We start from the raw sequence: 22482 nt of genomic DNA on the forward strand, positions 1-22482 counted from the left end.
CAAGGCACACTCTGCTCTGAGCCGTAGGGACCGAGACAGAAGGAAGCAATTATTTAGCATACGTTTCCTTTTTCGTTCGGGAACCTTTTTAGCAGCGGCTAAAAGGTTTTTTTGTGTTTATCCTAAAACTTAAAAGGGGATGAAGCGTAATGAGGAAACGTTTGACGATTACCAACCTCAAGAAGATGAAGCAGGACAAAAATCCAATCTCGATGCTGACCGCTTACGATTATCCGTCTGCCGTACTGGCAGAGGAGGCCGGACTGGATGTTATTCTGGTCGGCGATTCGCTGGGTAACGTTGTACTTGGTTATGACACCACGATACCGGTCACGCTCGACGATATGATTTATCATACACGCGCCGTTGCGCGCGGTGCGAAGAACACCTTTATCGTAACCGACATGCCGTTTATGACTTATGGCATCGGCCGGGAAACAACTCTCCGCAATGCAGCCCGTCTCATGCAGGAGGGCGGAGCCCAGGCGCTTAAGCTGGAGGGCGGAACGGAGATAGCGTCTGAGGTCGAAGCGCTTGTCAAAGCAGGCATTCCGGTGATGGGGCATATCGGACTGACGCCGCAATCGGTGCACCAGCTTGGCGGCTACAAAGTGCAGGGCAAGCTGGACAAGGAAGCTCAGAAGCTGATGGAGGATGCCAAGGCGCTCGAGGCTGCGGGAGCATTTGCGATTGTGCTTGAACTTGTCACAGAGCCAATTGCGGAAGCGATCAGCAAAGAACTGACGATTCCAACGATAGGGATCGGAGCAGGCCGCGGCTGCGATGGCCAGGTTCTCGTGTATCATGATATTTTGCAGTACTCATCTCCTTATATCGAGAAAAAAATGGTCAAAACCTATGCGGATATCGGCTCCACGATCCGGAGCGCCATTAGCAGCTATGTGAATGAAGTGAAAGCGGGAGCCTTCCCGGCTGAAGAGCATACGTTTGGCGCCAAGCCGGCAGCGATCAATCATCTGTATGGAGCAGGAGAAGCTACAAATACAAACAACAGTCAGGCAAGCAGAGAGGAGTCTCCCAAGCGTGATTTTGTGTCGAACCATAGCTGAACTAAAAAACGAACTCATTTCAATAAAAAAAACTAACGACAATGCTACAATCGGTTTAGTGCCAACAATGGGATTCCTGCATGAAGGCCATGCAAGTCTGATGCGCCAATCGGTGTCCGAGAATACCGCTTCAGTCTTATCCATTTTTGTTAACCCGATGCAGTTCGGTCCTAACGAAGACTTCGATCGTTATCCGCGCGATGAGGCAAGGGATCTTGCGCTTGCGAAGGAGAACGGCATCGATATCGTCTTTATGCCGGATGTAAAGGAGATGTACCCTTCGACGCCGCGCACTTCGGTAATAATAAGCCAACTGACAGACCGTCTGTGCGGCGCCTCCAGACCGGGGCATTTCGACGGGGTGGGTCTTGTCGTCAGCAAGCTGTTTAATCTGGTTCAGCCCGACCGGGCGTACTTCGGAATGAAGGATGCCCAGCAGCTTGCCGTTATTCAGCAAATGACGGATGATCTGAACATTCCGGTTGAGATCGTGCCATGTACGATTGTAAGGGAGCCGGACGGTCTTGCGCTCAGCTCGCGCAATGTCTATTTGTCGGCGGAACAGCGCCAGCAGGCAGTCGTCTTATCCCAATCGCTGACGCTTGCGAAACAATGGATGAACGAGAAAGGGATAACTCCCGAGGAACTGCTTGCAAGGGTAAAAGCGAAAATCAACGAAGCAAGCCAAGCTGACATTGACTACGTGGAATGGCTGACTTATCCTTCTCTGGAGCTGCCGGCTTGGAATGAGCCAATTGCTTCCCAGAGCGGTAAATTTATTTTGGCGCTTGCCGTCAAATTTGGCTCTACGCGCCTGATTGACAATGCCTTATTCGTACCAATTACCGAGGTGAATGATCATGTATAGAACGATGATGAAATCGAAGCTGCACCGGGCAACCGTCACGGAAGCGAACCTGAACTATGTCGGCAGCATTACCATTGACGAGGATTTAATGGATGCGGCCGATATCTGGGAAAATGAAAAAGTGCAAATCGTAAATAACAACAACGGCGCGCGTTTTGAAACGTATGTCATTACGGGTAAACGCGGCTCTGGCGTTATCTGCCTGAACGGAGCGGCGGCGCGCCAGGTTCAGCCGGGAGATCAGGTCATTATTATTTCTTATGCGTCCATGTCCAACGAAGAAGCGCGCGTTCACAAGCCGATTGTAACGATTCTGGACAGCGATAACCGTCCGCTGAAAAGCTTGTCCGAGGAAATTCACGCAACGGTTTTGTAAAGCTCCGGTTCCAGCGCTATGTAACGAATGGCATGGGGTATGAAAAGCACCCCCGAAACAAAGAATGAGCATAACACTCCTCAATTCTTTGGTGAAGGCGGGATGCGTAATGTTCCAACAAATGTTCGAAGCCATGAATGAAATACTGGATCATCTGATTGAAGCCTATCCAACCGCAAGCGGCGAGCAGAAAGCCCAATTCGATGAGCAGCTTGTGATGCTTAAGAAAATGAGCGATTCCCTTGTCGAGCATTGGATTGATTTCGAAGAAAAGTTTTCTTATTTTGTGGAACAGCATGCAGCAGCCTTGGATAGCACTGTGACGCAAATGATCCCGCCGCCTATGCTGGCGATGGAGAGCAGTACGGAGCTTGGCGAGCCTCCTGCTAAGCCGTCGCCGGCAGCAGAATCGGCTACGCCGTTACCATCCAAGAAGCCAACTGCGCCGCCGCAGGCTATGCATTCTGCCAAGCAGGCAGAGAAACATGAACCGGTATCGGCCGAGGATGCTTACAATGCGGAGCTCGATATGGAAGTACCGTACGAGTACGCGATGATGATCTCGAAGGGGCAAGGGTATTATAAATTATTTATGTTTTCCGACGCTGCCGATCATTTTCAGTCCGCGGTTTCTTATCTTCCGGAATGTAATCTAGCCCGGCTTTATCTGGCAATGACGCATATGCATCTGCAAAATTGGAGTGAGGCGCAGCGGCATTTCCAATTGCTGGTTTCATTAACGGACTATCCGAAGTGGCGTGCTTTAGGCTATAATGCCCTTGGGTGCATTCAAGCGATTTACATGAATTTAGAGCAGGCGGAGCAATTTTTCCTGAAGGCATACGAAACCTGCCCGAGCTTCAAGGACCCGTTAAACAATTTGAAATGTTGTAAAGAAACGCCGCAGCAATTATCCTTATTTTTCGGCAGTACCGAGCTTTGCTGCTTATGAGGGGATAGAAACGTAATGAAATTCGCAGTATTGGATCTGGAAACGACAGGACATAGCGTCAGCGACGATATCTTGCAGGTTGGTTTGGCCGTGCTGAACGATAACCTCGAAATCGTTGAAACCTATAGTTCCTTTGTACGCCCTACAATAGAAATTCCGGCATTTATTACGCAGCTGACCGGGATCGACGCCGCTACGGTGGCGGATGCTCCAGAATTGGATGAGGTGCTTCTGCAGCTCATCCCTCATCTGGAGGATGCCGTGCTGGTCGCTCATAACGTTAACTTCGACGCCGGATTTTTGAATCAGGCTCTTGACCGTTGCGGCTACCATCCGTTTATCGGACGGCGGCTGGATACGATTGAGCTGCTAAGAATTTTGTACCCGTCGATAACGACGTATCAGCTGGGCGCCGTAACCGAGCTGTTCGGCATTGCTCATGATCAGCATCACCGGGCCGACAGCGACGCGATAGCGACAGCCGAATTATTCGCTCAATCCGTACAAAAGCTCAGACAGTTGCCGCTGCTTACATTGCAGCGGCTATCCTTTCTTTTAGACAACGGAAGCGATCTGAGCTGGTTTATGGCCGAGACGTTGAAATATGCCGAGCTTCATACCTCTATCGATATGAATGCTTTCCAATATTTCAACCAATTTGCGCTCAAAGCCGGGGAATGGACAGATGAACAGCCCGCCCGCGCCGATCATGAGGAGGATCCGCTTAAGGATGTGTCCTTCGAGCAATATTTGGACGGTATCCGGCAGCGGTTTATGGAGAAGTATCCGAATTACGAAGAGCGTGAAGCGCAAACAACGATGTTCCGCGAGGTTTACGATTCCTTGTGCAATGACCGCCATCTGCTGATTGAAGCGGGAACGGGCACAGGCAAATCACTTGGCTATCTGATTCCGGCGCTCTATTACGGCATTCAACAGGAAAGCAAAATCGTGGTCAGCACTCATACGATCAATCTGCAGGAACAGCTTCGTCAGCGGGATGTACCGCTGCTTCGCGAGATTTTACCTTTTGATTTCCGTGCTTCGATCTTCAAAGGCAGGGGCAATTATTTGTGCCTGCGGAAATTTGAAAGTAAAATCAATGCGAAGGATCTAGTTGCTCCCATTGACGATGCCATTACGGCATCGCAAATGGTCGTTTGGCTCAGCGAAACGGAAACCGGCGATCAAGAGGAGCTGAATTTCGGCAATAAAGGCGCCGATTTCTGGTCTACCGTAGCAAGCGACGCGGACTCTTGCCTTAACCGTCAATGTCCGTGGTTTAAGCGCTGCTATTACCATCGCGCCAAGCATGAATCAAATATTGCCGATGTATGCATTACGAATCATTCCATGCTGTTTACGGATGTTCAAGCGGATCACCGTCTGTTGCCAAGCTACAGCCACCTGATTATTGATGAAGCACATCACGTGGAAGAAGTAGCGGGCAAGCATCTTGGCATGCAATTAAACTATTTCTCCTTGACGCATCAGACAACAAGGCTGTTTAAAGATGCCCGTTCCGGTCTGCTTCCGGCGCTTAGACTTCGACTTCAACAGGAGGATGACGAGCGGGTTCAGGCATGGACGGAGACGATCGATACGGTTATTCCCGTGTTCCAGGACGTAAAGGAGCATTGGGATAAGCTGTTTGAGCTGCTGTATGCCTTTGTGGGAGAGTCGGGAGAGGCCGGCAATGATAACGGTCAGGCCGTATGCCGTTTGCGCAGCGATACCCCGCCAAAGGGCTGGGACGACGTTCTGACGATTGAGAACAATGTGCATACCGAGCTAAGCCGCGTTGTAAAGACGGTTGACAAGATGGCATCGGATATCAAGGACCGTCTTGATGATCAATCGATTCAGGGCTTGATTACGGATTTGAACGGCGTAGTCCGCGATTTGACCCGGGTAAAGGATGATCTCCGCACGTTCCTTAAGATGGAGCAGAATTCGGAAGTCTATTGGATTGAGGCAAGCACGACATACCGTTACCGTTCCGTTCATTTGTACGCGGTGCCGGTCGACGTAAGCAAGCAGCTTCAACAATATTTCTTCGACGTGAAGGACAGCATTATTCTTACATCCGCTACCTTGTCCGTTCATAAATCGTTCCAATATGCGGAAGAGCAGCTTGGATTGGAAGGCTTTGAAGACAATAACCGGCTGAAGACCGTGCAGCTTCCGTCGCCCTTTAATTACCGGGAACAAGCTCTGGTTATTATCCCGCGTAATTTCCCTACTCTTAAGGGCTCGGCAGGCGACCCTCAATTCATCTCCATGCTGGTAAGCTCGCTTGCGGACTCAGCAGTTGAGACAAAAGGCCGCATGCTTGTGCTGTTCACTTCTTACCGGATGCTGAAGCAGGTCTACGAACCGCTTAAGGAAGCTTTGGCGGGTTCCGGCATTCAAGTGCTTGGCCAAGGCATTGACAGCGGCAACCGGACGAAGCTGACAAGACGTTTTACCCAGCAGCCGGAGACGGTTCTGCTTGGCACAAGCAGCTTCTGGGAAGGGGTAGACATTCCGGGCGAAGCTCTGACTTGTCTGGCTATCGTCCGCCTCCCGTTCCAGCCGCCGAATCATCCGCTTGTCGAAGCGAAGTCGGAGCTCTTGCAGAAGCAGAAGCAGAATCCTTTCATGAAGCTGTCGATTCCGCAAGCGGTTATCCGCTTTAAGCAAGGCTTCGGAAGACTTGTACGCACGGCGAAGGACAAAGGAATTGTTATTATCTACGACACGCGCGTCATTGATACGTATTACGGCAAGCACTTCCTCTATTCGCTGCCTGGTCCAAAGATCGAAACGATGCATATCGACCAGATGGTACCGCGGATGCGTGAATGGCTGCAAACGGAAGAGGAGGAAATCGGGTGAAGCAGGCGAAAATTTCGGAGGCCGTTGTGAGACGGCTTCCCATCTACCTGCAGGTGCTGAACGAATTGTACAACCGTGAAGTGCAGACGGTTTCGTCGCAGGAGCTAGGACTCAAGCTGGATCTTAATCCAGCTCAAATCCGAAAGGATCTTGCCTATTTCGGGGATTTCGGCCGTAAAGGCATCGGGTACGACGTCTCTTACCTGATCGAGAAAATTCAGCAGATTCTGAAGCTCGACCAGCGGATTAACGTTGCGCTAGTTGGCGCCGGCAATCTCGGACATGCCTTGTGCAATTACAATAAGTACTCCAAGGACAACATGAAAATTGTCGCGGTCTTCGATGATCATCAGAACAAGATTGGCACGATGATCAACAATTTGACCATCCTGCCGATGGATAAGCTGAAGGAAACCGTTCAGGAGAACAATATCCGGATTGGCATTATTACGGTTCCGGGGCCGGAAGCGCAAAACGTGGCTAATCAATTCGTGGAGGCCGGGATCGAGGGTATCCTGAATTTTGCTCCGGCGATTTTGCGTTTGCCCGAGCATATCCGCATTCACCACGCGGACTTTACGAGAGAGTTGCTGAGCTTGGCTTATTATTTGGAGAAGGAAAGGAATGAGCAGGAGAATGGCGCAGTTGTGGATTGAGAACGGATTGTTTGTAACAATGAACGATGCTAATGAGGTTTTCCGCGGCCATATGGTCGTTACGGACAACCAAATTACATATATCGGAGCGGAGGCTCCAACAGGACTGGATGAGCAGGTTGAGCGTGTTGACGGCAGCAAGCTGGCATTTATGCCGGGACTTATTAATACTCATGGCCATGCTGCCATGTCGCTGCTTCGCGGTTATTCGGACGATCAGAATCTGCAGGTATGGCTGGAGCAGAAGATGTGGCCGATGGAAGCCAAATACGTCGACCAGGATACGCGTGCAGGCAGCGCGCTTGCGATTGTAGAGATGCTGAAGACGGGAACGACTGCTTTTGTTGATATGTACGATCGGATGGACCAGGTTGCGCAAATGGTGGAGCAATCGGGGATCCGTGGCGCTTTGACCCGCGGCGTAATCGGATTATGCTCGGAGGAGATTCAACAGGCGAAGCTGAAGGAAGCGATCGCTTTTGCCCGTGACTGGAACGGTAAGGCGGATGGCCGGATCACAACGTTGATCTCTCCGCATGCTCCATACACTTGCCCTCCCGATTATATTGAGAAGTTTGTACAGGCAGCCCATGATTACGATCTGCCGGTTCATACCCATATGTCCGAGACGCTTGCCGAAGTGGAGCAAAATGTCCGCGATTACGGCTCCCGTCCGGTCGAACATCTGGATAAGCTTGGTTTCTTCTCTCGTCCGGCGCTTGTTGCGCATGCCGTGCATCTGAACGATGAAGAGATTGCCCTGCTTGCTGAACGCAATGTTGCCGTATCCCATAACCCTGTCAGCAATCTCAAGCTGGCGAGCGGCGTAGCCCGCGTCCCTGAGCTTCTCCGCGCAGGGGTAACAGTGTCGCTTGGTACGGACAGCGTAGCAAGCAATAACAACCTGGACCTATTCAAAGAAATTAAATTTGCGGCGTTGCTGCATAAAGGAATATCCGGAGATCCGACAGTTATTCCGGCGATGGAAGCTTTGCGCATGGGAACGGTCTACGGGGCACGTTCGATCTGGCAGGAAGACAGCATCGGACAGCTCGCGGCGGGAATGAAGGCCGATTTTATCGCGATTGATCTGGATCAGCCTCATTACTATCCGCTTACGGATATCGTATCCCACCTTGTTTATTCCGGATCCGGCAGGGACGTTAAGCATGTATGGGTAGACGGCAAGAAGGTTGTTCATAACGGCGAATGCACGATGATGGACGAGGAAAAAATCCGCTTTGAAGCGCAGGCCAGCTTTGAACGGCTGCTTAACGCATAATGAGAGCGACTACAAGAAAACGTCAGTCGGTGATGAGTCCGAAGCGCTGGCTGGCTGTTTTCCTTGTTGCCCTGGTTGCTGTAATCGCGGTAGTCATTATGTACTATAATACGATTCAGCAGCCGTTCTGGAATTCGGAGAATCCGATTCGGAAAGAGGCAAAGGAAGCAGCCGGTCTGACCGAGGTATCATCCATCACGAAGCAGGTTTGGGATACGACATCGTGGATCGTGAAGGGCGAGAATGACGCGAATGAAGAAATTTACGTATGGTTGATTGGTCCTGACAAAGCCGTTCAAACGGTTAAAGCCTCCGAAGCAACAGATACGGCTGTGATTAAGCAAGCCGTCTTGCAGAAGAAACCGGATGCGGCGATTAAACGCATTCAGCCGGGAACTTTAAACGGGCAGCTTGTTTGGGAAGTGTTCTATTCGCAAGGCAAGAATCCCGAGAAATACAGCTACGATTTCTATGATTTCCGCAGCGGTACGTATGTGACCGAATATCATCTTCCTGCCAAAACAGCGAGCTAGCCGCAATTAAGCGGCTGGCTCCGCTTCCTGTTTTTACACCGCCTCTTTGATGTCGTTATATGATATACTTTCGTATGGCAGAGTTGATATACGTTAGTGTTGCTATATAACAGATTTAGAGGAGGAAACCAACTATGAAACTTCGTATTGTCCCTTTCGTGCTTTCCGCTGTAGCTACAGCCTTGCTGCTATTCGGTGGATGGATGTTATATAAGCAGTTTGCCGTTGTTTCTCCTTTTCAGAAGTCTATCGGACAAATTGAAGGCATCGCTTCGGCGAATGCCCCTACTATAGATCAAGACCGCGTTTCGGTGCAGGTAACTCTTAAGCCGGATGCGAATTTGAAAGACGTCTATGAATCCATTTCCAAAGAAGGCAAAGAGGCGATTGGCAACCGCGAACTATCGCTAGATATTGCGAATCAAGCGCCAAGCGAGCAATTAGAGAAGGTGTGGTCTTCGGTACTGTTTAATGTTGCCGAAGCGATGGAAAAGAAAAACTATTCGGAAATTCCGAATGCTCTTCAGAAAGCAACCGCAGATCATGCGGGCATTAAATACGAAACCGCGCTTGACGATAACAATGTGTATATTACGCTGAAGGATGGTAACTCGACGAAGTATGTAGTGCTTCCACGTACTCCTGCAATGCTGGAGGTGTCGGCTAATGCGTAAGTATTGGATTGAAATTACGGCAGGTTTTGTGCTAATGACTGTTGTTTTCCTTGCTTTCAGAGGAGTTAATATTGTTCCTGTCTTGCTTCTTGCCTGTTTGGCGGGAGGGGTCTGGTTTACATCGCGCGGAGGCAAAGGACGTATGACCGCTCTGCCGGGGTCAAAGCGCAGCAAGCAGATTCACGCGGTATCCATCAGTTTTGATCAGATTGGCGGTCAAGACAGAGCCAAGCAAGAGCTTACGGAAGCTTTGGACTTCCTGGTTAAACAAGACGAGATTGCGAAGCTTGGCATCCGCCCGATGAAAGGGATTCTTCTTACAGGCCCTCCGGGCACTGGTAAGACGCTGCTTGCGAAGGCAGCTGCCCATTATACGGATTCCATCTACCTGGCTGCATCGGGCAGTGAATTCGTCGAGATGTATGTGGGCGTAGGTGCGGGACGTATCCGCGACTTGTTCAAAGAAGCTCGAGAGAAAGCAAGAAAAGCAGGCAAGAAAAGCGCCGTTATCTTTATTGACGAAATCGATGTTATCGGAGGCAAGCGGGACGGCGGGCAGCATCGGGAATACGATCAGACGCTGAACCAGCTGCTTACCGAAATGGACGGCATTCATTCCGACGAGGCTCCGCGTATCCTTATTATTGCCGCAACGAACCGCAAGGAGATGCTGGACAGCGCGCTTCTCCGTCCGGGCCGTTTCGACCGCCATATCGGCGTTGATCTGCCGGACAAGAAAGGACGCCTTCATATCTTGCGTCTGCATGCGGCCAACAAACCGCTTGATCAGTCTGTCGATCTGGAACGAATCGCATCCGAATCGTTTGGTTTCTCCGGTGCCCAGCTGGAGAGCGTTATGAATGAAGGCGCGATCTACGCGATGCGCGAGCAGAGCGGGACTATTATGGAGCAGCATCTAGCGATGGCCATCGATAAAGTGATGATGGGCGAGAAAACGGACCGCGAGGCTACGGCTGAAGAGCGTGAACGTGTTGCCCTGCATGAACTTGGTCATGCTATATCTGCAGAGCTCGTTCGGCCGGGCAGCGTATCGCAGGTGGCTTTGTCGCCGCGTGGTCAAGCGCTTGGTTATGTGCGTCATAATCCGCAGCAGGACCGCTACCTGTACACGAAAGAGTTCTTGGAAAGCCAGATTATGATCGCGCTTGGCGGCGCCGCTGCCGAGGAGATTTTCTACGGCGGACGCAGCACCGGCTCCCGAGGCGACTTCGATCAGGCGATGAACATCGTTCGCACGATGGTGGAATCGGGACTTACCGAGCTTGGTATCATTGACGCCAACATGATGACGCCGGATAAATGGGCAAACATTACCCGTTCCATTCTGGATGAGCTGATGGGCAAGACAAAAGCGATGCTGGAAGCAAAACGCGAAGTATTTGTTCAGTCCCTGGATGTTTTGATCAAGGAAGAAACGCTTGGCGGCGATGATTTCCGCGCTCTTCTGAGCCAGTTGTCCCAAAGCGCATAATAGTGGTATACCACAATGAACGGCAGTTCATGATAAGCTGCCGTTCATTTTTTGGTGTAAAGACAACAAAATCGAAAAGCGCATATATCGTTCATCGGTTGTTCATGAGGTGTTCAAGATCCGTTCATCCTTCTGCCTTCATTCTTTGTCTAAAAAAGGGTATAATGGATGCGAGGTAGAGAGAATTGTTCTCAATAATACTTAAAAAGAGAGAAAAACATACGAGGAGAGAACTTACAGAATTATGGCAATTAAAAAAGTTGGCGTTATAGGCGCCGGTACAATGGGGCAAGGAATTGCGGAAATGCTCGCATCTAAAGGGCTGGATGTGTATGTAATCGAAAGCTCGGAGGAACGCTTAACATACGGTATGCAGATGATCGAGCTCAACCTGGATAAGCAGATTGAGAAATGGGCTCTGACGCAGGCTGAGAAAAAACTGATTCTGAATCGTATCCATACATGCAAGAACTATGAAGACTTGACTACCTGCGAGCTGGTTATCGAATCCATCACCGAGGATTTGGAAAGCAAAAAACGGGTATTCAAGAAGCTTGACGAGATTTGCGACGATAACGTTATTATTGCAAGCAATACCTCCACGCTTAGCTTAACCGAGCTGGCAAGCGTAACCGTCCATCCGGAGCGCGTGATCGGCCTTCACTTTATTTATCCGGTATCCAAGATCGATCTGGTTGAAATTGTCCGCGGCTTGAAAACCTCCGATGCCACGTTTGACGCAACGAAGGAATTTGTGGATGAGGTTATTCAGAAAAAAGGCATCATGGTGTTCGAGTCGCCAGGCTTTGTAACAACGCGTCTGATCTGCCTATTCATTAATGAAGCGCTGCATGTTCTCGAGGAAGGCGTCGCTTCGGCCGAGGATATCGATAATGCGATGCGTATCGGCTATTCGTTCCAGAACGGACCTTTCGAGATGGCTGACCGCTTTGGCCTGGACTCCGTCCTTGCTGCCCTTGACCGGATGTTCCGCGAGTACGGGGAGTTGAAATATCGTCCGTCTATCGTCCTCAAGAAGATGGTGCGAGGAGGACATCTCGGCGTGAAGTCGGGCGTCGGATTTTTCAAATATGACAAGGATGGGGACCGTATCTAGATGAAAGTACTCGTAATCAATGCAGGAAGCTCTTCGCTGAAATATCAGCTTTACAGTATGGAGAATGAGTCGGTGCTTGCGAGCGGACGCGTAGAGAGAATCGGCATGGATTCGTCGATCGTGACCCATGAACCTCCAGGCAAGCCGGACGTGACGCAAGTAAGCGAGATTCTTGACCACATCACGGCGGTTAAAAAAGTCATCGACATGCTGACGCATCCCGAGCATGGCGTAGTTGCTTCGATGGGAGAGATCGACGCTGTTGGGCACAGGATCGTGCACGGCGGCGAAGTGTTCAAGAGCTCGGCCCTTGTAACGGCTGAAGTAAAGCAGGAAATCAAAAAGCTGTTTGATCTAGCTCCGCTGCATAATCCGGCACATATGATGGGCATCAATGCGGTAGAAGCGAATATGCCTAATGTTCCGCAGGTGGTCGTATTCGATACCGCCTTCCATCAGACCATGCCTAATACTTCCTACTTATATCCTATTCCTAGAGTGTTGTACCGCCGCCATAAAGTGCGTCGTTACGGCTTCCACGGAACATCGCATCAATATGTCAGCCGGAAGGCTGCCAAGTACCTTGGCAAGCCGCTGGAGTCGCTGAAGATGATCTCCTGCCATATCGGCAACGGGGCAAGCGCAACGGCCATTTTGGACGGCAAGTCGTTTGACACCAGCATGGGGATGACGCCGCTGGAGGGCTTGATGATGGGTACGCGCAGCGGTGACCTGGACCCGGCCATCGTGCCGTATGTTATGAACAAAGAAGAACTGACGCTAAGCGAAGTGAATTCGATGCTGAATAAGCACAGCGGCATGCTTGCGATCTCCGGCATCAGCAGCGATATGCGCGAAATCGTAGAGGCAATGGACGAAGGCGACGCCAATGCCAAGCTGGCCTTTGATATGTATACGTACCGCGTCCGCAAATATATCGGAGCTTATGCGGCAGCGATGAATGGGGTTGACGTTATCCTGTTTACGGCAGGGGTTGGCGAGAACTCGAACGTTCTGCGCAAGGCGGTATGCGAAGGCATCTCGTTCTTGGGCGTTGAGCTTGACGAAGAACGCAACAATATCCGCAGCAAGGAAGTCCGCGAGATTTCGACGGATGCTTCGCGCGTGAAGGTGCTGGTGGTTCCTACAAACGAGGAATTGCTAATCGCCCGCGACACGTACGCGATTGTGAAAGGCGAGTCGAACTAATCGAATAGTTGTAGTTAAGGTAGCGGAGGGATCGATTGCATGAGCAATGAGGACATGTGGAAGGCCTATTCGCGTGGGATGGCGGCCGTCATGAATGAAGGGGGAGTGCATGTATCCGCACTGCTTCTACGGTCTTACCGCCAATTGAATTTATCCGATACGGAAGCCATGCTGCTGTTGCAGCTGATGCTGTTCGGAGAATCGGAAGGGATCGAGTTCCCGACAATGGAGCAGCTGGCGGAACGTACCGGCTCAACGACGAGAAACATCGAGCAAACGATTGGCCGTCTGATGAAAGAAGGTTTCTTGACCATCGACGAGCGGATTGATCCGGTGACCGGAATTCAATCCGAGCAATATAATTGGAGCGGATGGCTTCTCAAGGCTGCCGAATGGGCGGCTGAAGAGAAGCGGGAGACACGGAGAGCGGAGCGGCGCACCGTGAAGCGTGTAACGGATCCGGGCAACATTTTCTCGGTATTCGAGCAGGAATTCGGACGTCTGTTATCGCCGATGGAATGCGAGACGATATCCGGATGGCTGGATCAGGACCGTTACGCGGATGAGCTAATCCGGTTTGCCTTGAAGGAAGCCGTCTTTGCAGGCAAGCTGAATTTCCGTTATATCGACCGGATTCTGATCGAGTGGGGCCGAAACCGGGTAACGAACGTGGATGAAGCAAGAGCCCATTCCCAGAAGTTCCGTGGACCACGAGGATAGCACTTATAGCGATTTTACAAAAGCCTTATACTTCCCAATGGGGGAGCATAAGGCTTTTTTCATTCCGTTATCGCGAGAATTGCTTCCTGTATTTCAACGGTGATGTGCCCGTGTATGCCCGAAAGCAATTGGAGAAGTACGGCGCATGGCGGAAGCCCGTCTTATCGGCGATAACCGCGATGGACCATTCGGTCTTTACGAGCAGCAGCTTGGCTTGTTCCAGCCGGTATTGGTGCAAATAGTCCATGGGAGAGCAGTGATAGATTTCTTTCATGCATCTGACAATGTAATTGGGATGAAAATGAAGCGCTTCTGCGAGCGCCGCGTTGGTCAGCTCCGATTGATAATGCTGCCGGATATAGGCTTCCGTCTTGCTGGCGAGCTTCATGGCCGGGGAATCCGTGCTCTCGCGATCCCTTCGTTCCTCCAGTAAGCCAAGAAGCTCGATAAAGAGCTGATGCTCCTGCCAATAAACGCCACGTTGATGCTCGCTTGAATAAGTTAAAAGCTGACCGAGATGCCGCTCGGCAAGGGGGAATTCAGGCGGCGCCGCATACTGGGGGATCTGAATAAAGTACGGGTTTTCCCAAACCTGTCGCAAGGGCATAGGTGGGGAAGAAGTATCCGCTGTATACTCCTTCCATTCCCCTTTGAAGTCGAAATGAATCCAATAAAACGACGTATCGCTGTCGCAAGGCTTAGTCGAATAATGATAGCGGTCCGGCAGAAGCAGCAGCGCCTCACCGGCTTTGACTTCCCACTGCTTGTCTTCTTCCCCGATAAATAAGGTGCCCTTCGTTACCCACAGGAGATCAAACAAGCCAAGGTTGCGGCGGTTAGGATGTTGTTCGCCGGGCTTATACACGGTCTGGCCGATTGCGATGTAGTATGGCATAGGAGGAAGCTGCAGGGATACGTAAGTCATGCGGTTAGCCCATCTCCTGTCAGTGTTATATTTTATAAAAAAGAAGGTCGTTTTGCTTGTAGTTTCCTTGTCTTTCCGAGAATAAACTAGAAATCAGCAATAATCAAATCTTTTATATTCGAGCAGGAGGAACGTTCATGGCGAAGCAACTTAACGGACAGCTGGGAAGTAGTAGGGTACATATTGAGGATGCTTTTTGGAACCGCTTTACGAGACTGGTTCGCGAGACCGTTATTCCTTATCAGTGGGAAGCGTTAAACGACCGGATCGCGGATGCGGAGCCAAGCTATGCCATTCGTAATTTCCGTGTAGCGGCAGGACTTGAGGAGCATCCTTACGGCGGCATGGTGTTCCAGGATAGCGACGTGGCAAAGTGGCTGGAGGCGGTTGGTTATTCCTTGGCGAATCATCCCGATGCCGTGCTGGAGCGCACCGCGGATGAAGTGATTGATCTCATCGCGATGGCTCAGCATGAAAATGGCTATTTAAACACGTATTTCACGATAAAAGATCCGGGCAAGCAGTGGACCAATCTGTATGAGGCCCATGAGCTGTATTGCGCGGGCCATATGATGGAAGCGGCGGTAGCCTATTATAACGCTACGGGAAAACGCAAGCTGCTGGACGTCATGAGCAAGTTCACCGATCATATCGATGAGGTCTTTGGCACGGAGGAAGGCAAGCTGAGAGGCTATGACGGCCATCAAGAGATTGAACTTGCGCTGGTAAAGCTGCACCAGGCGACAGGGGAAGAGCGTTATTTGAAGCTGGCCCAGTTCTTTATTGACGAACGCGGGGCGGAGCCGAATTTCCTGGTGGAAGAAGGGAAGCAGCGTGACGGCTATAGTTTATGGGCTGGAGGCAAACGTCCGATTCCAACCGTGCCGCAATTAGCGTACAATCAGGCGCATAAGCCGGTACGCGAGCAGGAAGCGGCGGTTGGTCACTCGGTTCGTGCCGTGTACATGTACACCGCGATGGCGGATTTGGCCAGATTGACCGGGGATAAGCAGCTTCTCGAAGCATGCGAGCGGTTATGGAACAACATGACCGGAAAACAAATGTATATTACCGGCGGCATCGGCTCCACGCATCATGGCGAGGCATTCTCCTTTGACTATGATCTGCCGAACGATACGGTATACGCGGAGACCTGCGCTTCTATCGGCCTGATCTTCTTTGCGCAGCGGATGCTGAAGCTGGAAGCAAAAAGCGAATACGCCGATGTTCTGGAGAGGGCATTGTATAACAACGTGGTAGGCAGCATGTCGCAGGACGGCAAGCATTACTTCTACGTCAATCCGCTTGAAGTATGGCCGCAAGCCTCCGAGAAAAATCCGGGCCGCCATCATGTGAAAGCCGAGCGTCAGAAATGGTTTGGCTGCTCCTGCTGTCCTCCCAATGTGGCGCGTCTGCTAAGCTCCCTGAATGACTATATCTATACGGTGTCTGCCGCAAGCAATTCAATCTATACCCACTTGTTTATCGGCAGCGAAGCGCGCTTTGAACTCGCTGCAGGCTCCGTTGCCTTAAAGCAGCAATCGCAGCTTCCGTGGAAAGGGTATACCCGATTCGAGTTTGCCGAAGTTCCGGGAACACCGTTTACGTTTGCCCTTCGGATTCCATCCTGGAGCAGAGGGAAGGCCGTACTGCATATTAATGGCCAGGCAGCTGAATATGCCGTAGAGAATGGCTACGCACTCGTTAATCGCAATTGGCAGCAAGGAGATGTTGCGGAGTGGGAGCCGGCACTAGAAGCTCAATTGACGGCTGCCCACCCGCAAATTCGCGCAAATGCCGGCAAGGTAGCCATTGAGCGCGGGCCGCTTGTTTATTGCTTGGAAGAAACGGATAACGGAAGCCCGCTTGCGGCGATGTCGCTTGTTACAGCCGGAGAGCTTCATTCCCGCTTTGATGATGAATTGATGGGCGGAGCGGTCGTCATAGAAGCCGAGGGGCAGCTGGATGAACAGGATTCCTGGCAGGAGGATACGCCGTATCGTCCGTATACGCAGCAACAAGCTTCGAAGCAAGTTCGGCTGACGGCCGTCCCGTATTATCTCTGGGGCAACCGCGAGAAAGGCGAGATGACGGTCTGGGTGCGGGCTTTGAAATAGGAAGAGGGAGCATACGATCGTCGTATGCTTTCTTTTTTTGTATGGGAAATAACTGGATGTTAATGTTATGATAGGAGGGAGCTTTATTATCGTTCAGGAGGGATTAGGTTGAAGAGCAACCACGAAATCGATTATTACATTCATGGCGATGATATGCAATTTGTAGAAATTGAGCTGGACCCTTCCGAGACGGTTATCGCCGAAGCGGGAAGCCTTATGATGATGGATGACGGCATACACATGGAAGCGATTTTTGGCGATGGAAGCGCACAGTCCTCCGGCGGTCTTATGGGGAAGCTGATGAGCGCGGGCAAACGGATTTTGACGGGCGAGAGCTTGTTTATGACAGCTTTTACGAATGAAGGCATGGGCAAGAAGAAAGCCAGCTTTGCCGCTCCTTATCCGGGCAAAATCATCCCGATTGACCTGCATGCCGCAGGCGGAAAAATGATTTGCCAGAAGGACGCCTTCCTTGCAGCCGCAAAAGGCGTATCCGTGGGCATCGAGTTCCAGCGCAAAATCGGAACGGGCTTTTTTGGCGGAGAGGGCTTTATTATGCAAAAGCTGGAAGGCGACGGTCTTGCTTTTATGCATGCCGGCGGCACGATTATCCGCAAGGACCTGAATTCTGGAGAGAAGCTTCGTGTCGATACGGGCTGTCTCGTAGCATTTACGCCAAGCGTGCATTACAGCATTGAAATGGTAAAAGGGGTGAAAACCTTCCTGTTTGGCGGAGAGGGTCTATTCTTCGCAACGCTGGAAGGACCGGGCACCGTCTATATTCAATCGCTGCCGTTCAGCAGGCTGGCGAGCCGCGTATTCGCAGCAGCGCCTCGCGGATTCGGCACGGGAGGCAAGGACGAAGGAAGCGCGGCAGGCTCTATCTTCAATATGCTGAAGGGCGACTAGCAGCCTATTCAACTACACTCCGTCCCGGTGGGATGGAGTTTTTTTGGCGGAGGTAATCGATAATGAACGATGATTTTAATCGAGTGTGGTTGACCAGGAAGTTCGAAGAGATACAGAAGCGAATTCTGAAAGCGCTTAATCAACTGGATGACGGGCAGGTCAATTGGAGTCCGGGACCTAACAGCCACTCTATTTCGACGTTAATCAGGCATATGGAAGGCAATATTCTGGAACGGGTTAATAAAGGGATTCTTCACCAGAATATGATCAGAGACAGGGAGGCGGAGTTAAAACCGGCTTTCGTTACAAAGGAAGAGCTGACAAGAAGCATACAGGAACGCCTCCAGTTTGTGATAGATACCATTTCCTCCTTATCGGATGGGCAGCTGGAACAGACGCAAACGGTCCGCGGGAAGGAACGCAGCAATCTGGATATGCTGCACCAATGCGCGGCGCATTTTTCAGAGCATATGGGCCAAATATTTTATATCGCCAAGCAATTACTGAAGGAAGATTATCAATCGACTTCGATTTAAAAAACTCTCTATAGCCGCATAGACAATTCCTTTAAGATTTGCTAAACTTTCAAACGGCGTATGTTTAGGGTAATTAACTTTTAAGGAAGAAGGGGACTGTAGATGAACAAAACAGAGCTTGCAAGAGAAATTATGCAAACGTCAAGACTGACGGGAGAATTCAAGCTTCGCTCAGGTAAAACCTCGAATCATTACTTCGATAAGTACTTGTTCGAATCCAATCCCGTGCTTCTAGCTGCGATCGCAGAACAGCTTGCACCCCTTGTTCCGGAAGGAACGGAAGTTTTAGCCGGACTTGAAATGGGCGGTATTCCGATTGCCACCGCGCTTTCCCTCAAAACGGGCATTCCGGTCGTCTTCGTCCGCAAGAGAGCGAAGGAATACGGAACAAGCAAATTGGCCGAAGGGATCGATATTACGGGCAAGAAGGTCTGCATTATCGAGGATGTCATTACAACGGGCGGACAGGTGCTCTTAAGCGCAGCGGATCTTCTGAACCACGATGCGGAGCTGAAAGAGGTACTTTGCGTCATCGAGAATGAAAAGGCTGGCAGAGCCAACCTGGAAGAAGCGGAATTCGAAGTTCGCTCCTTGTTCAAGATGGAAGAATTACTGGCCGCAGTTGAAGAGAGCGTGTAAGGAAACCCGGCATTTATTATTTCTATAGTGGTAAATAAAAAGCTGGTCAATCTCGCAACAAACGAGTTGACCAGCTTTTTCGCATTATTTGCGGCCGTTCAGCATTTCCCAGCGGTATACGTATTCGAACAGGAACTCAAACGCTTCGATATGGCGCTTCGCTTCAAAGGCGTTCGCACCCCACGCGTAAATGCCGTGCTTGCGGAGAATAATGCCCGGAATCCGCTTGTCGAGTCGTTCCGTTACTTCCGGCACAATGCGCGGAATCTCGGCGAAGTTGGAGACGATCGGAATGTCGATATGCGCTTCCTCTTCCCAGATGTTGAGGCCCTTGATCAACTCAACGCCATCCACAGGCACAGCTCTGCGTTCCCAGAACCATTCGGACATAACGGCGCTGTACACGGAGTGAACGTGGAAAATAGCGCCTGCACCCGTTAAACGGTAGATTTCGTTGTGAATAAGCGTTTCTGCGGAAGGCTTCAGATTAGTCGCTTCGCAAGCCTTGCCGTCCTTGTCGACGAACAGGTAATCCTCCGGCGTATGTACCGTTTTGTCCTTGCCGCTTGCCGTAATGGCGAAGTAGAATTCGTCTGGGTTGAAATCTCCTACGCGAACCGAGAGATTGCCGCTTGTTCCGGCAAACCAGCCGCGGGAGGCGAACAGTTCTTTGACGCTGCGCAGCTCGGCGAGTGCATGCTGCTTGTGTTCCAGCTTAATATCGGTAAAAGCCATATTAAACGATCCTTTCTTTCTTCAGCTCATGCACAATGTCATGGAAGGTAGTAAATTCGGTATGCGGGAGGCCAAGCTCCTTGCATTTATCCGTCAGATGATGGCGGGAAAAGACCGTGTCGGCGAGCTTGGCGCCTTCAAAGTCGGTTACGCTGTCGCCGATAATAATCCGCTCGTATTCGCTTGCCGGGAAACGGCGCATGATCGTTGTTTTGCACATGCCGCAGTCATTGGTGCAATGCTCGTCGCATGGATGCGGCCATGTAATTTCGATCTGCTCGCCGCTGAAGTCGCTGCCGTTGCAGTAGATGTGATCCTCTGGAATACCGAAACGTGCAAGCACCGGATACACGAAAAAGTCGATGCCGCCGCTTGTCACGTAGAACTCGATCTGCTCGTCCTTGCAAAATTGGAGCAGATCGGCAAAGCCGTCACGGATTTGCACGTTGTTGATGCCATACTCCACAACTTCCTTCTGAATGGAAGTCGGGAGGAGGCGGAACATTTGACCAACGCCGTCGCGGATCGAAATTTTTTGGGATAGAACCGCATTAGCAATGTCTTCCCATCCCGGCGGGTTGAAATGCCTGATGATAGCTACAATGTTATCGTTGACGGTGATTGTTCCGTCAAAGTCGCAGAAGATGATGCGCTTCTTGGCTGTTGTCATTCCTTAATCCCCCATGCGTCTATAGCCGCCTGAAGCGGTTCGTTACCCGGCTGCGCCGCTGCTTCGCGAAGCGGTACGCCGTTCATTGCTGCCGTAATCGCGCTGCGGAAAGCTTTGCCGCCGGCCGCCGTGCCCATTGGATGGCCGTGGATACCGCCGCCGGCATTCACGACCACGTCCGTTCCAAAGTCGCGCAAAATAAGCGGAACAAGTCCGGGATGGATACCTGCGGAAGGTACCGGGAAGCTAGTCCGGAGCGTATCCGAAGGCGCTAGAAGCGCATCTTTTACCGCCAGGTTCTCTGCCTTCGGCATAACGACGGAACCGTAAGGGGAAGGGAATAGCACAAGATCCGCGCCTGCCAGACGCATCAGCTTGCCAAGCAGGACGGAAGCGCTGATCCCGTAATGCGGCGAAGGATAAAAGGCACCGGCCATTGCCGGATGCGCCGCGATTGGCACATTAATCTCCGGATCCTTGCTCAGCTCGTGCAGCACGTCGTAGCCGTAAGACAATACGTTAAACAGCAGAGCATTCGCGCCTGCCGCGATAGCTTTGCGCGCCTGGCTTGCCAGCTGCGAGGTTGGACCTGTCAGGTTAACCGCGTACAGCAGCTTTTGACCGGTTTCCTGTTGGGCTTTGCGGGCCGCCTCCATGCACACTTCAACGCGCTTCTCCAGCGGAGTAAGCGGGTTCTCGAACAGGATCTCGTCATCCTTGATAAGGTCGACGCCGCCAAGCGCCTGCTTATAGAATTGTTCCTGCAGGTTCGGAAGATCATGGCCAACAACCGACTTGAAAATACTCATCAGGAGCGGGCGGTCGTGAACGCCTAGAAGCTGACGCACGCCTTCAAGGCCGTATTTAGGACCAGGGAAGGCGGATTGGAATTGCTCCGAGACATCCAGATCAATCAGCTTGATTTTACCGTCCATGGACAGCTTGCCGAAAATCGTCACGAGCAAGGCAGGAATATCGCGGCTGAAGTTGATATCGGGGTATGCGATCCGGATATCGGCATAACGCTCGCTGCCAGCTTCTTCATGTACGTCAACGGACAATACCTTGCCAAGATGCTTCTCCATCTCGGCTTTGCGTGCTTCAGGGAGCTCCGTCCAGCTGCCAACCGTTAAGCCCACAGCGATGGACAGCGCTTTTTTATCGAAATCCGCTTTCTCGTCAAAGCAGCGGTAAGTTGCAATACACATTTGATTCATTAGGACAATGTGCTCCTTTCAATATCGGCTCCGATTTCTCCGGCGCGCTCAGCCGAACGGAGCATGCCGCGAACGACAGCTTCCGTTAAACCGCTGCCTGCCATCGATTCGATTGCAGCTTGAGTAGTACCGTTAGGCGAAGTCACCTTCCGGCGCAGCTCAGCAGGCTCCTCGCCGGTTGTTTTAACCATCTCGGCAGCGCCAAGCACGGTCTGGACGATCAGCTCTTTCGCTTGGTCAGCAGGGAGGCCAAGCTTCTCCGCGGCTTCCATCATCGCTTCCATGAAGAAATAGACATAAGCCGGGCCGCTGCCCGACACGCCAACGATCGAATCCTGCAGCGATTCCTCGACAACCGCATTAATGCCGATCGAAGCGAACATCGTTTCCGCAAGCTTGCGCTGCTCTTCCGTTACGCTGCCCGAATAGCTGATTCCCGTTACTCCAAGACCGATTGTACTCGAAGTATTGGGCATCGTCCGCACGATAGCGGCAGATCTGCCAAGCACGCGTTCAATAGAAGAGATCGACAGACCGGCAATAACCGAGACGATCAGCTGCTTCTCCGAGAGGAGATGCTTAATGGAAGAAATCGCGCTGACGGCGTCCTTGGGCTTCATCGCCAGAAAAACAATATCCGCATCCTGAATAAACTGCTCGTTCGTAGATCCGTTCAATACCGTTTGTACGCCGTATTTCTCGCTCAGCTCATTCAGACGGTCCGCGTTCTGACGGTTCAGCATCGAGATTTGCTCCGGCTTTGTCAGCTTTTGGTTAATAAGTCCGCGTACGATAGCTTCCGCCATCGAGCCTGCGCCGTAGAAGCTGATTTTCAAAGCCTCGATATTGACTCCGGCATTGGTTTGTTCCATTGATAACATATCGTTCACCCTCCAACCTTGTTTTCC

The 22482-nt window shown here is 51.3% G+C and carries 22 protein-coding genes; 17 read left to right on the forward strand and 5 right to left on the reverse strand.

What is annotated here, in order from left to right; all coding sequences use genetic code 11:
* The first annotated feature begins 149 nt into the window (after positions 1–149).
* From panB to WFJ73_RS04565, 13 genes are all read left to right on the forward strand, one after another.
* Positions 150–1070 (forward strand): 3-methyl-2-oxobutanoate hydroxymethyltransferase, encoded by a 921-nt coding sequence (panB, locus tag WFJ73_RS04505; RefSeq protein WP_336771882.1) that lies wholly within the window; start codon positions 150–152, stop codon positions 1068–1070.
* On the forward strand, positions 1045–1938 hold the full coding sequence (panC, locus tag WFJ73_RS04510; RefSeq protein WP_336771883.1) for a pantoate--beta-alanine ligase: 894 nt from the start codon (positions 1045–1047) through the stop codon (positions 1936–1938). The genes panB and panC overlap by 26 nt, the downstream gene beginning before the upstream one ends.
* The gene (gene panD / locus WFJ73_RS04515; protein ID WP_336771884.1) at positions 1931–2314 is read left to right on the forward strand and encodes an aspartate 1-decarboxylase; all 384 of its coding nucleotides are present in this window, start codon (positions 1931–1933) and stop codon (positions 2312–2314) included. The genes panC and panD overlap by 8 nt, the downstream gene beginning before the upstream one ends.
* Before the next feature lie 109 nt (positions 2315–2423).
* Positions 2424–3266 (forward strand): hypothetical protein, encoded by an 843-nt coding sequence (locus WFJ73_RS04520; RefSeq protein WP_336771885.1) that lies wholly within the window; start codon positions 2424–2426, stop codon positions 3264–3266.
* 15 nt (positions 3267–3281) lie between these two features.
* Positions 3282–6143 (forward strand): ATP-dependent DNA helicase DinG, encoded by a 2862-nt coding sequence (gene dinG, locus WFJ73_RS04525; RefSeq protein ID WP_336771886.1) that lies wholly within the window; start codon positions 3282–3284, stop codon positions 6141–6143.
* Complete coding sequence (locus WFJ73_RS04530) at positions 6140–6799, forward strand: redox-sensing transcriptional repressor Rex (RefSeq protein WP_127494080.1); 660 nt, start codon at positions 6140–6142, stop codon at positions 6797–6799. Before dinG ends, WFJ73_RS04530 begins: the two co-directional genes overlap by 4 nt.
* Entirely contained in the window at positions 6768–8081 is a 1314-nt protein-coding gene (locus WFJ73_RS04535) for an amidohydrolase (protein ID WP_442955917.1), read from the forward strand. Before WFJ73_RS04530 ends, WFJ73_RS04535 begins: the two co-directional genes overlap by 32 nt.
* On the forward strand, positions 8081–8614 hold the full coding sequence (locus tag WFJ73_RS04540) for a cell wall elongation regulator TseB-like domain-containing protein (protein WP_336771887.1): 534 nt from the start codon (positions 8081–8083) through the stop codon (positions 8612–8614). Before WFJ73_RS04535 ends, WFJ73_RS04540 begins: the two co-directional genes overlap by 1 nt.
* 134 nt (positions 8615–8748) lie before the next feature.
* Positions 8749–9288, forward strand: coding sequence for a hypothetical protein (locus tag WFJ73_RS04545; protein ID WP_336771888.1), 540 nt, complete (start codon positions 8749–8751; stop codon positions 9286–9288).
* On the forward strand, positions 9281–10780 hold the full coding sequence (locus WFJ73_RS04550) for an AAA family ATPase (protein WP_336771889.1): 1500 nt from the start codon (positions 9281–9283) through the stop codon (positions 10778–10780). Before WFJ73_RS04545 ends, WFJ73_RS04550 begins: the two co-directional genes overlap by 8 nt.
* Before the next feature lie 244 nt (positions 10781–11024).
* Positions 11025–11897, forward strand: a complete 873-nt coding sequence (locus WFJ73_RS04555; RefSeq protein ID WP_336771890.1) for a 3-hydroxyacyl-CoA dehydrogenase family protein — start codon at positions 11025–11027, stop codon at positions 11895–11897.
* Entirely contained in the window at positions 11898–13106 is a 1209-nt protein-coding gene (locus tag WFJ73_RS04560) for an acetate/propionate family kinase (protein WP_336771891.1), read from the forward strand.
* Positions 13107–13145: 39 nt separating this feature from the next.
* Positions 13146–13826 carry a DnaD domain-containing protein gene (locus tag WFJ73_RS04565; protein ID WP_336771892.1) on the forward strand — a complete coding sequence of 227 codons (681 nt, stop codon included), beginning with the start codon at positions 13146–13148 and terminating at the stop codon, positions 13824–13826.
* A gap of 67 nt (positions 13827–13893) precedes the next feature.
* Here the strand turns inward: WFJ73_RS04565 and WFJ73_RS04570 are convergent, their stop codons facing one another.
* A complete protein-coding gene (locus tag WFJ73_RS04570; protein WP_336771893.1) occupies positions 13894–14751 on the reverse strand; it encodes an AraC family transcriptional regulator in 858 nt (285 codons plus the stop codon).
* Between the two features lie 137 nt (positions 14752–14888).
* Between WFJ73_RS04570 and WFJ73_RS04575 the strand changes: the two genes are divergently transcribed.
* The 4 genes from WFJ73_RS04575 to pyrE all read left to right on the forward strand — a co-directional run bounded on the left by WFJ73_RS04575 (position 14889) and on the right by pyrE (position 18952).
* A complete protein-coding gene (locus WFJ73_RS04575) occupies positions 14889–16868 on the forward strand; it encodes a glycoside hydrolase family 127 protein (RefSeq protein WP_336771894.1) in 1980 nt (659 codons plus the stop codon).
* A 108-nt stretch (positions 16869–16976) separates the two neighbouring features.
* Positions 16977–17777 carry a TIGR00266 family protein gene (locus WFJ73_RS04580; RefSeq protein ID WP_336771895.1) on the forward strand — a complete coding sequence of 267 codons (801 nt, stop codon included), beginning with the start codon at positions 16977–16979 and terminating at the stop codon, positions 17775–17777.
* Between the two features lie 62 nt (positions 17778–17839).
* Complete coding sequence (locus tag WFJ73_RS04585) at positions 17840–18313, forward strand: DinB family protein (RefSeq protein WP_336771896.1); 474 nt, start codon at positions 17840–17842, stop codon at positions 18311–18313.
* A gap of 102 nt (positions 18314–18415) precedes the next feature.
* Entirely contained in the window at positions 18416–18952 is a 537-nt protein-coding gene (gene pyrE, locus WFJ73_RS04590) for an orotate phosphoribosyltransferase (RefSeq protein WP_336771897.1), read from the forward strand.
* An 84-nt stretch (positions 18953–19036) separates the two neighbouring features.
* Here pyrE and mtnB read toward each other — a convergent pair whose 3' ends face one another.
* The 4 genes from mtnB to proC are packed head-to-tail and all read right to left on the reverse strand — an operon-like array spanning position 19037 to position 22455.
* Positions 19037–19687: a methylthioribulose 1-phosphate dehydratase gene (mtnB, locus tag WFJ73_RS04595; RefSeq protein WP_336771898.1), complete on the reverse strand. Its 651-nt coding sequence runs from the start codon at positions 19685–19687 to the stop codon at positions 19037–19039.
* A 1-nt stretch (position 19688) separates the two neighbouring features.
* Positions 19689–20357 (reverse strand): 2-hydroxy-3-keto-5-methylthiopentenyl-1-phosphate phosphatase, encoded by a 669-nt coding sequence (locus WFJ73_RS04600; RefSeq protein ID WP_336771899.1) that lies wholly within the window; start codon positions 20355–20357, stop codon positions 19689–19691.
* Positions 20354–21574, reverse strand: coding sequence for a 2,3-diketo-5-methylthiopentyl-1-phosphate enolase (locus WFJ73_RS04605; RefSeq protein ID WP_336771900.1), 1221 nt, complete (start codon positions 21572–21574; stop codon positions 20354–20356). Before WFJ73_RS04605 ends, WFJ73_RS04600 begins: the two co-directional genes overlap by 4 nt.
* The gene (proC, locus tag WFJ73_RS04610; protein ID WP_336771901.1) at positions 21574–22455 is read right to left on the reverse strand and encodes a pyrroline-5-carboxylate reductase; all 882 of its coding nucleotides are present in this window, start codon (positions 22453–22455) and stop codon (positions 21574–21576) included. The genes WFJ73_RS04605 and proC overlap by 1 nt, the downstream gene beginning before the upstream one ends.
* Between the last annotated feature and the right edge of the window lie 27 nt (positions 22456–22482).

The sequence above is a fragment of the Paenibacillus sp. MMO-58 genome, assembly GCF_037146255.1.
Taxonomy (GTDB): domain Bacteria; phylum Bacillota; class Bacilli; order Paenibacillales; family Paenibacillaceae; genus Pristimantibacillus.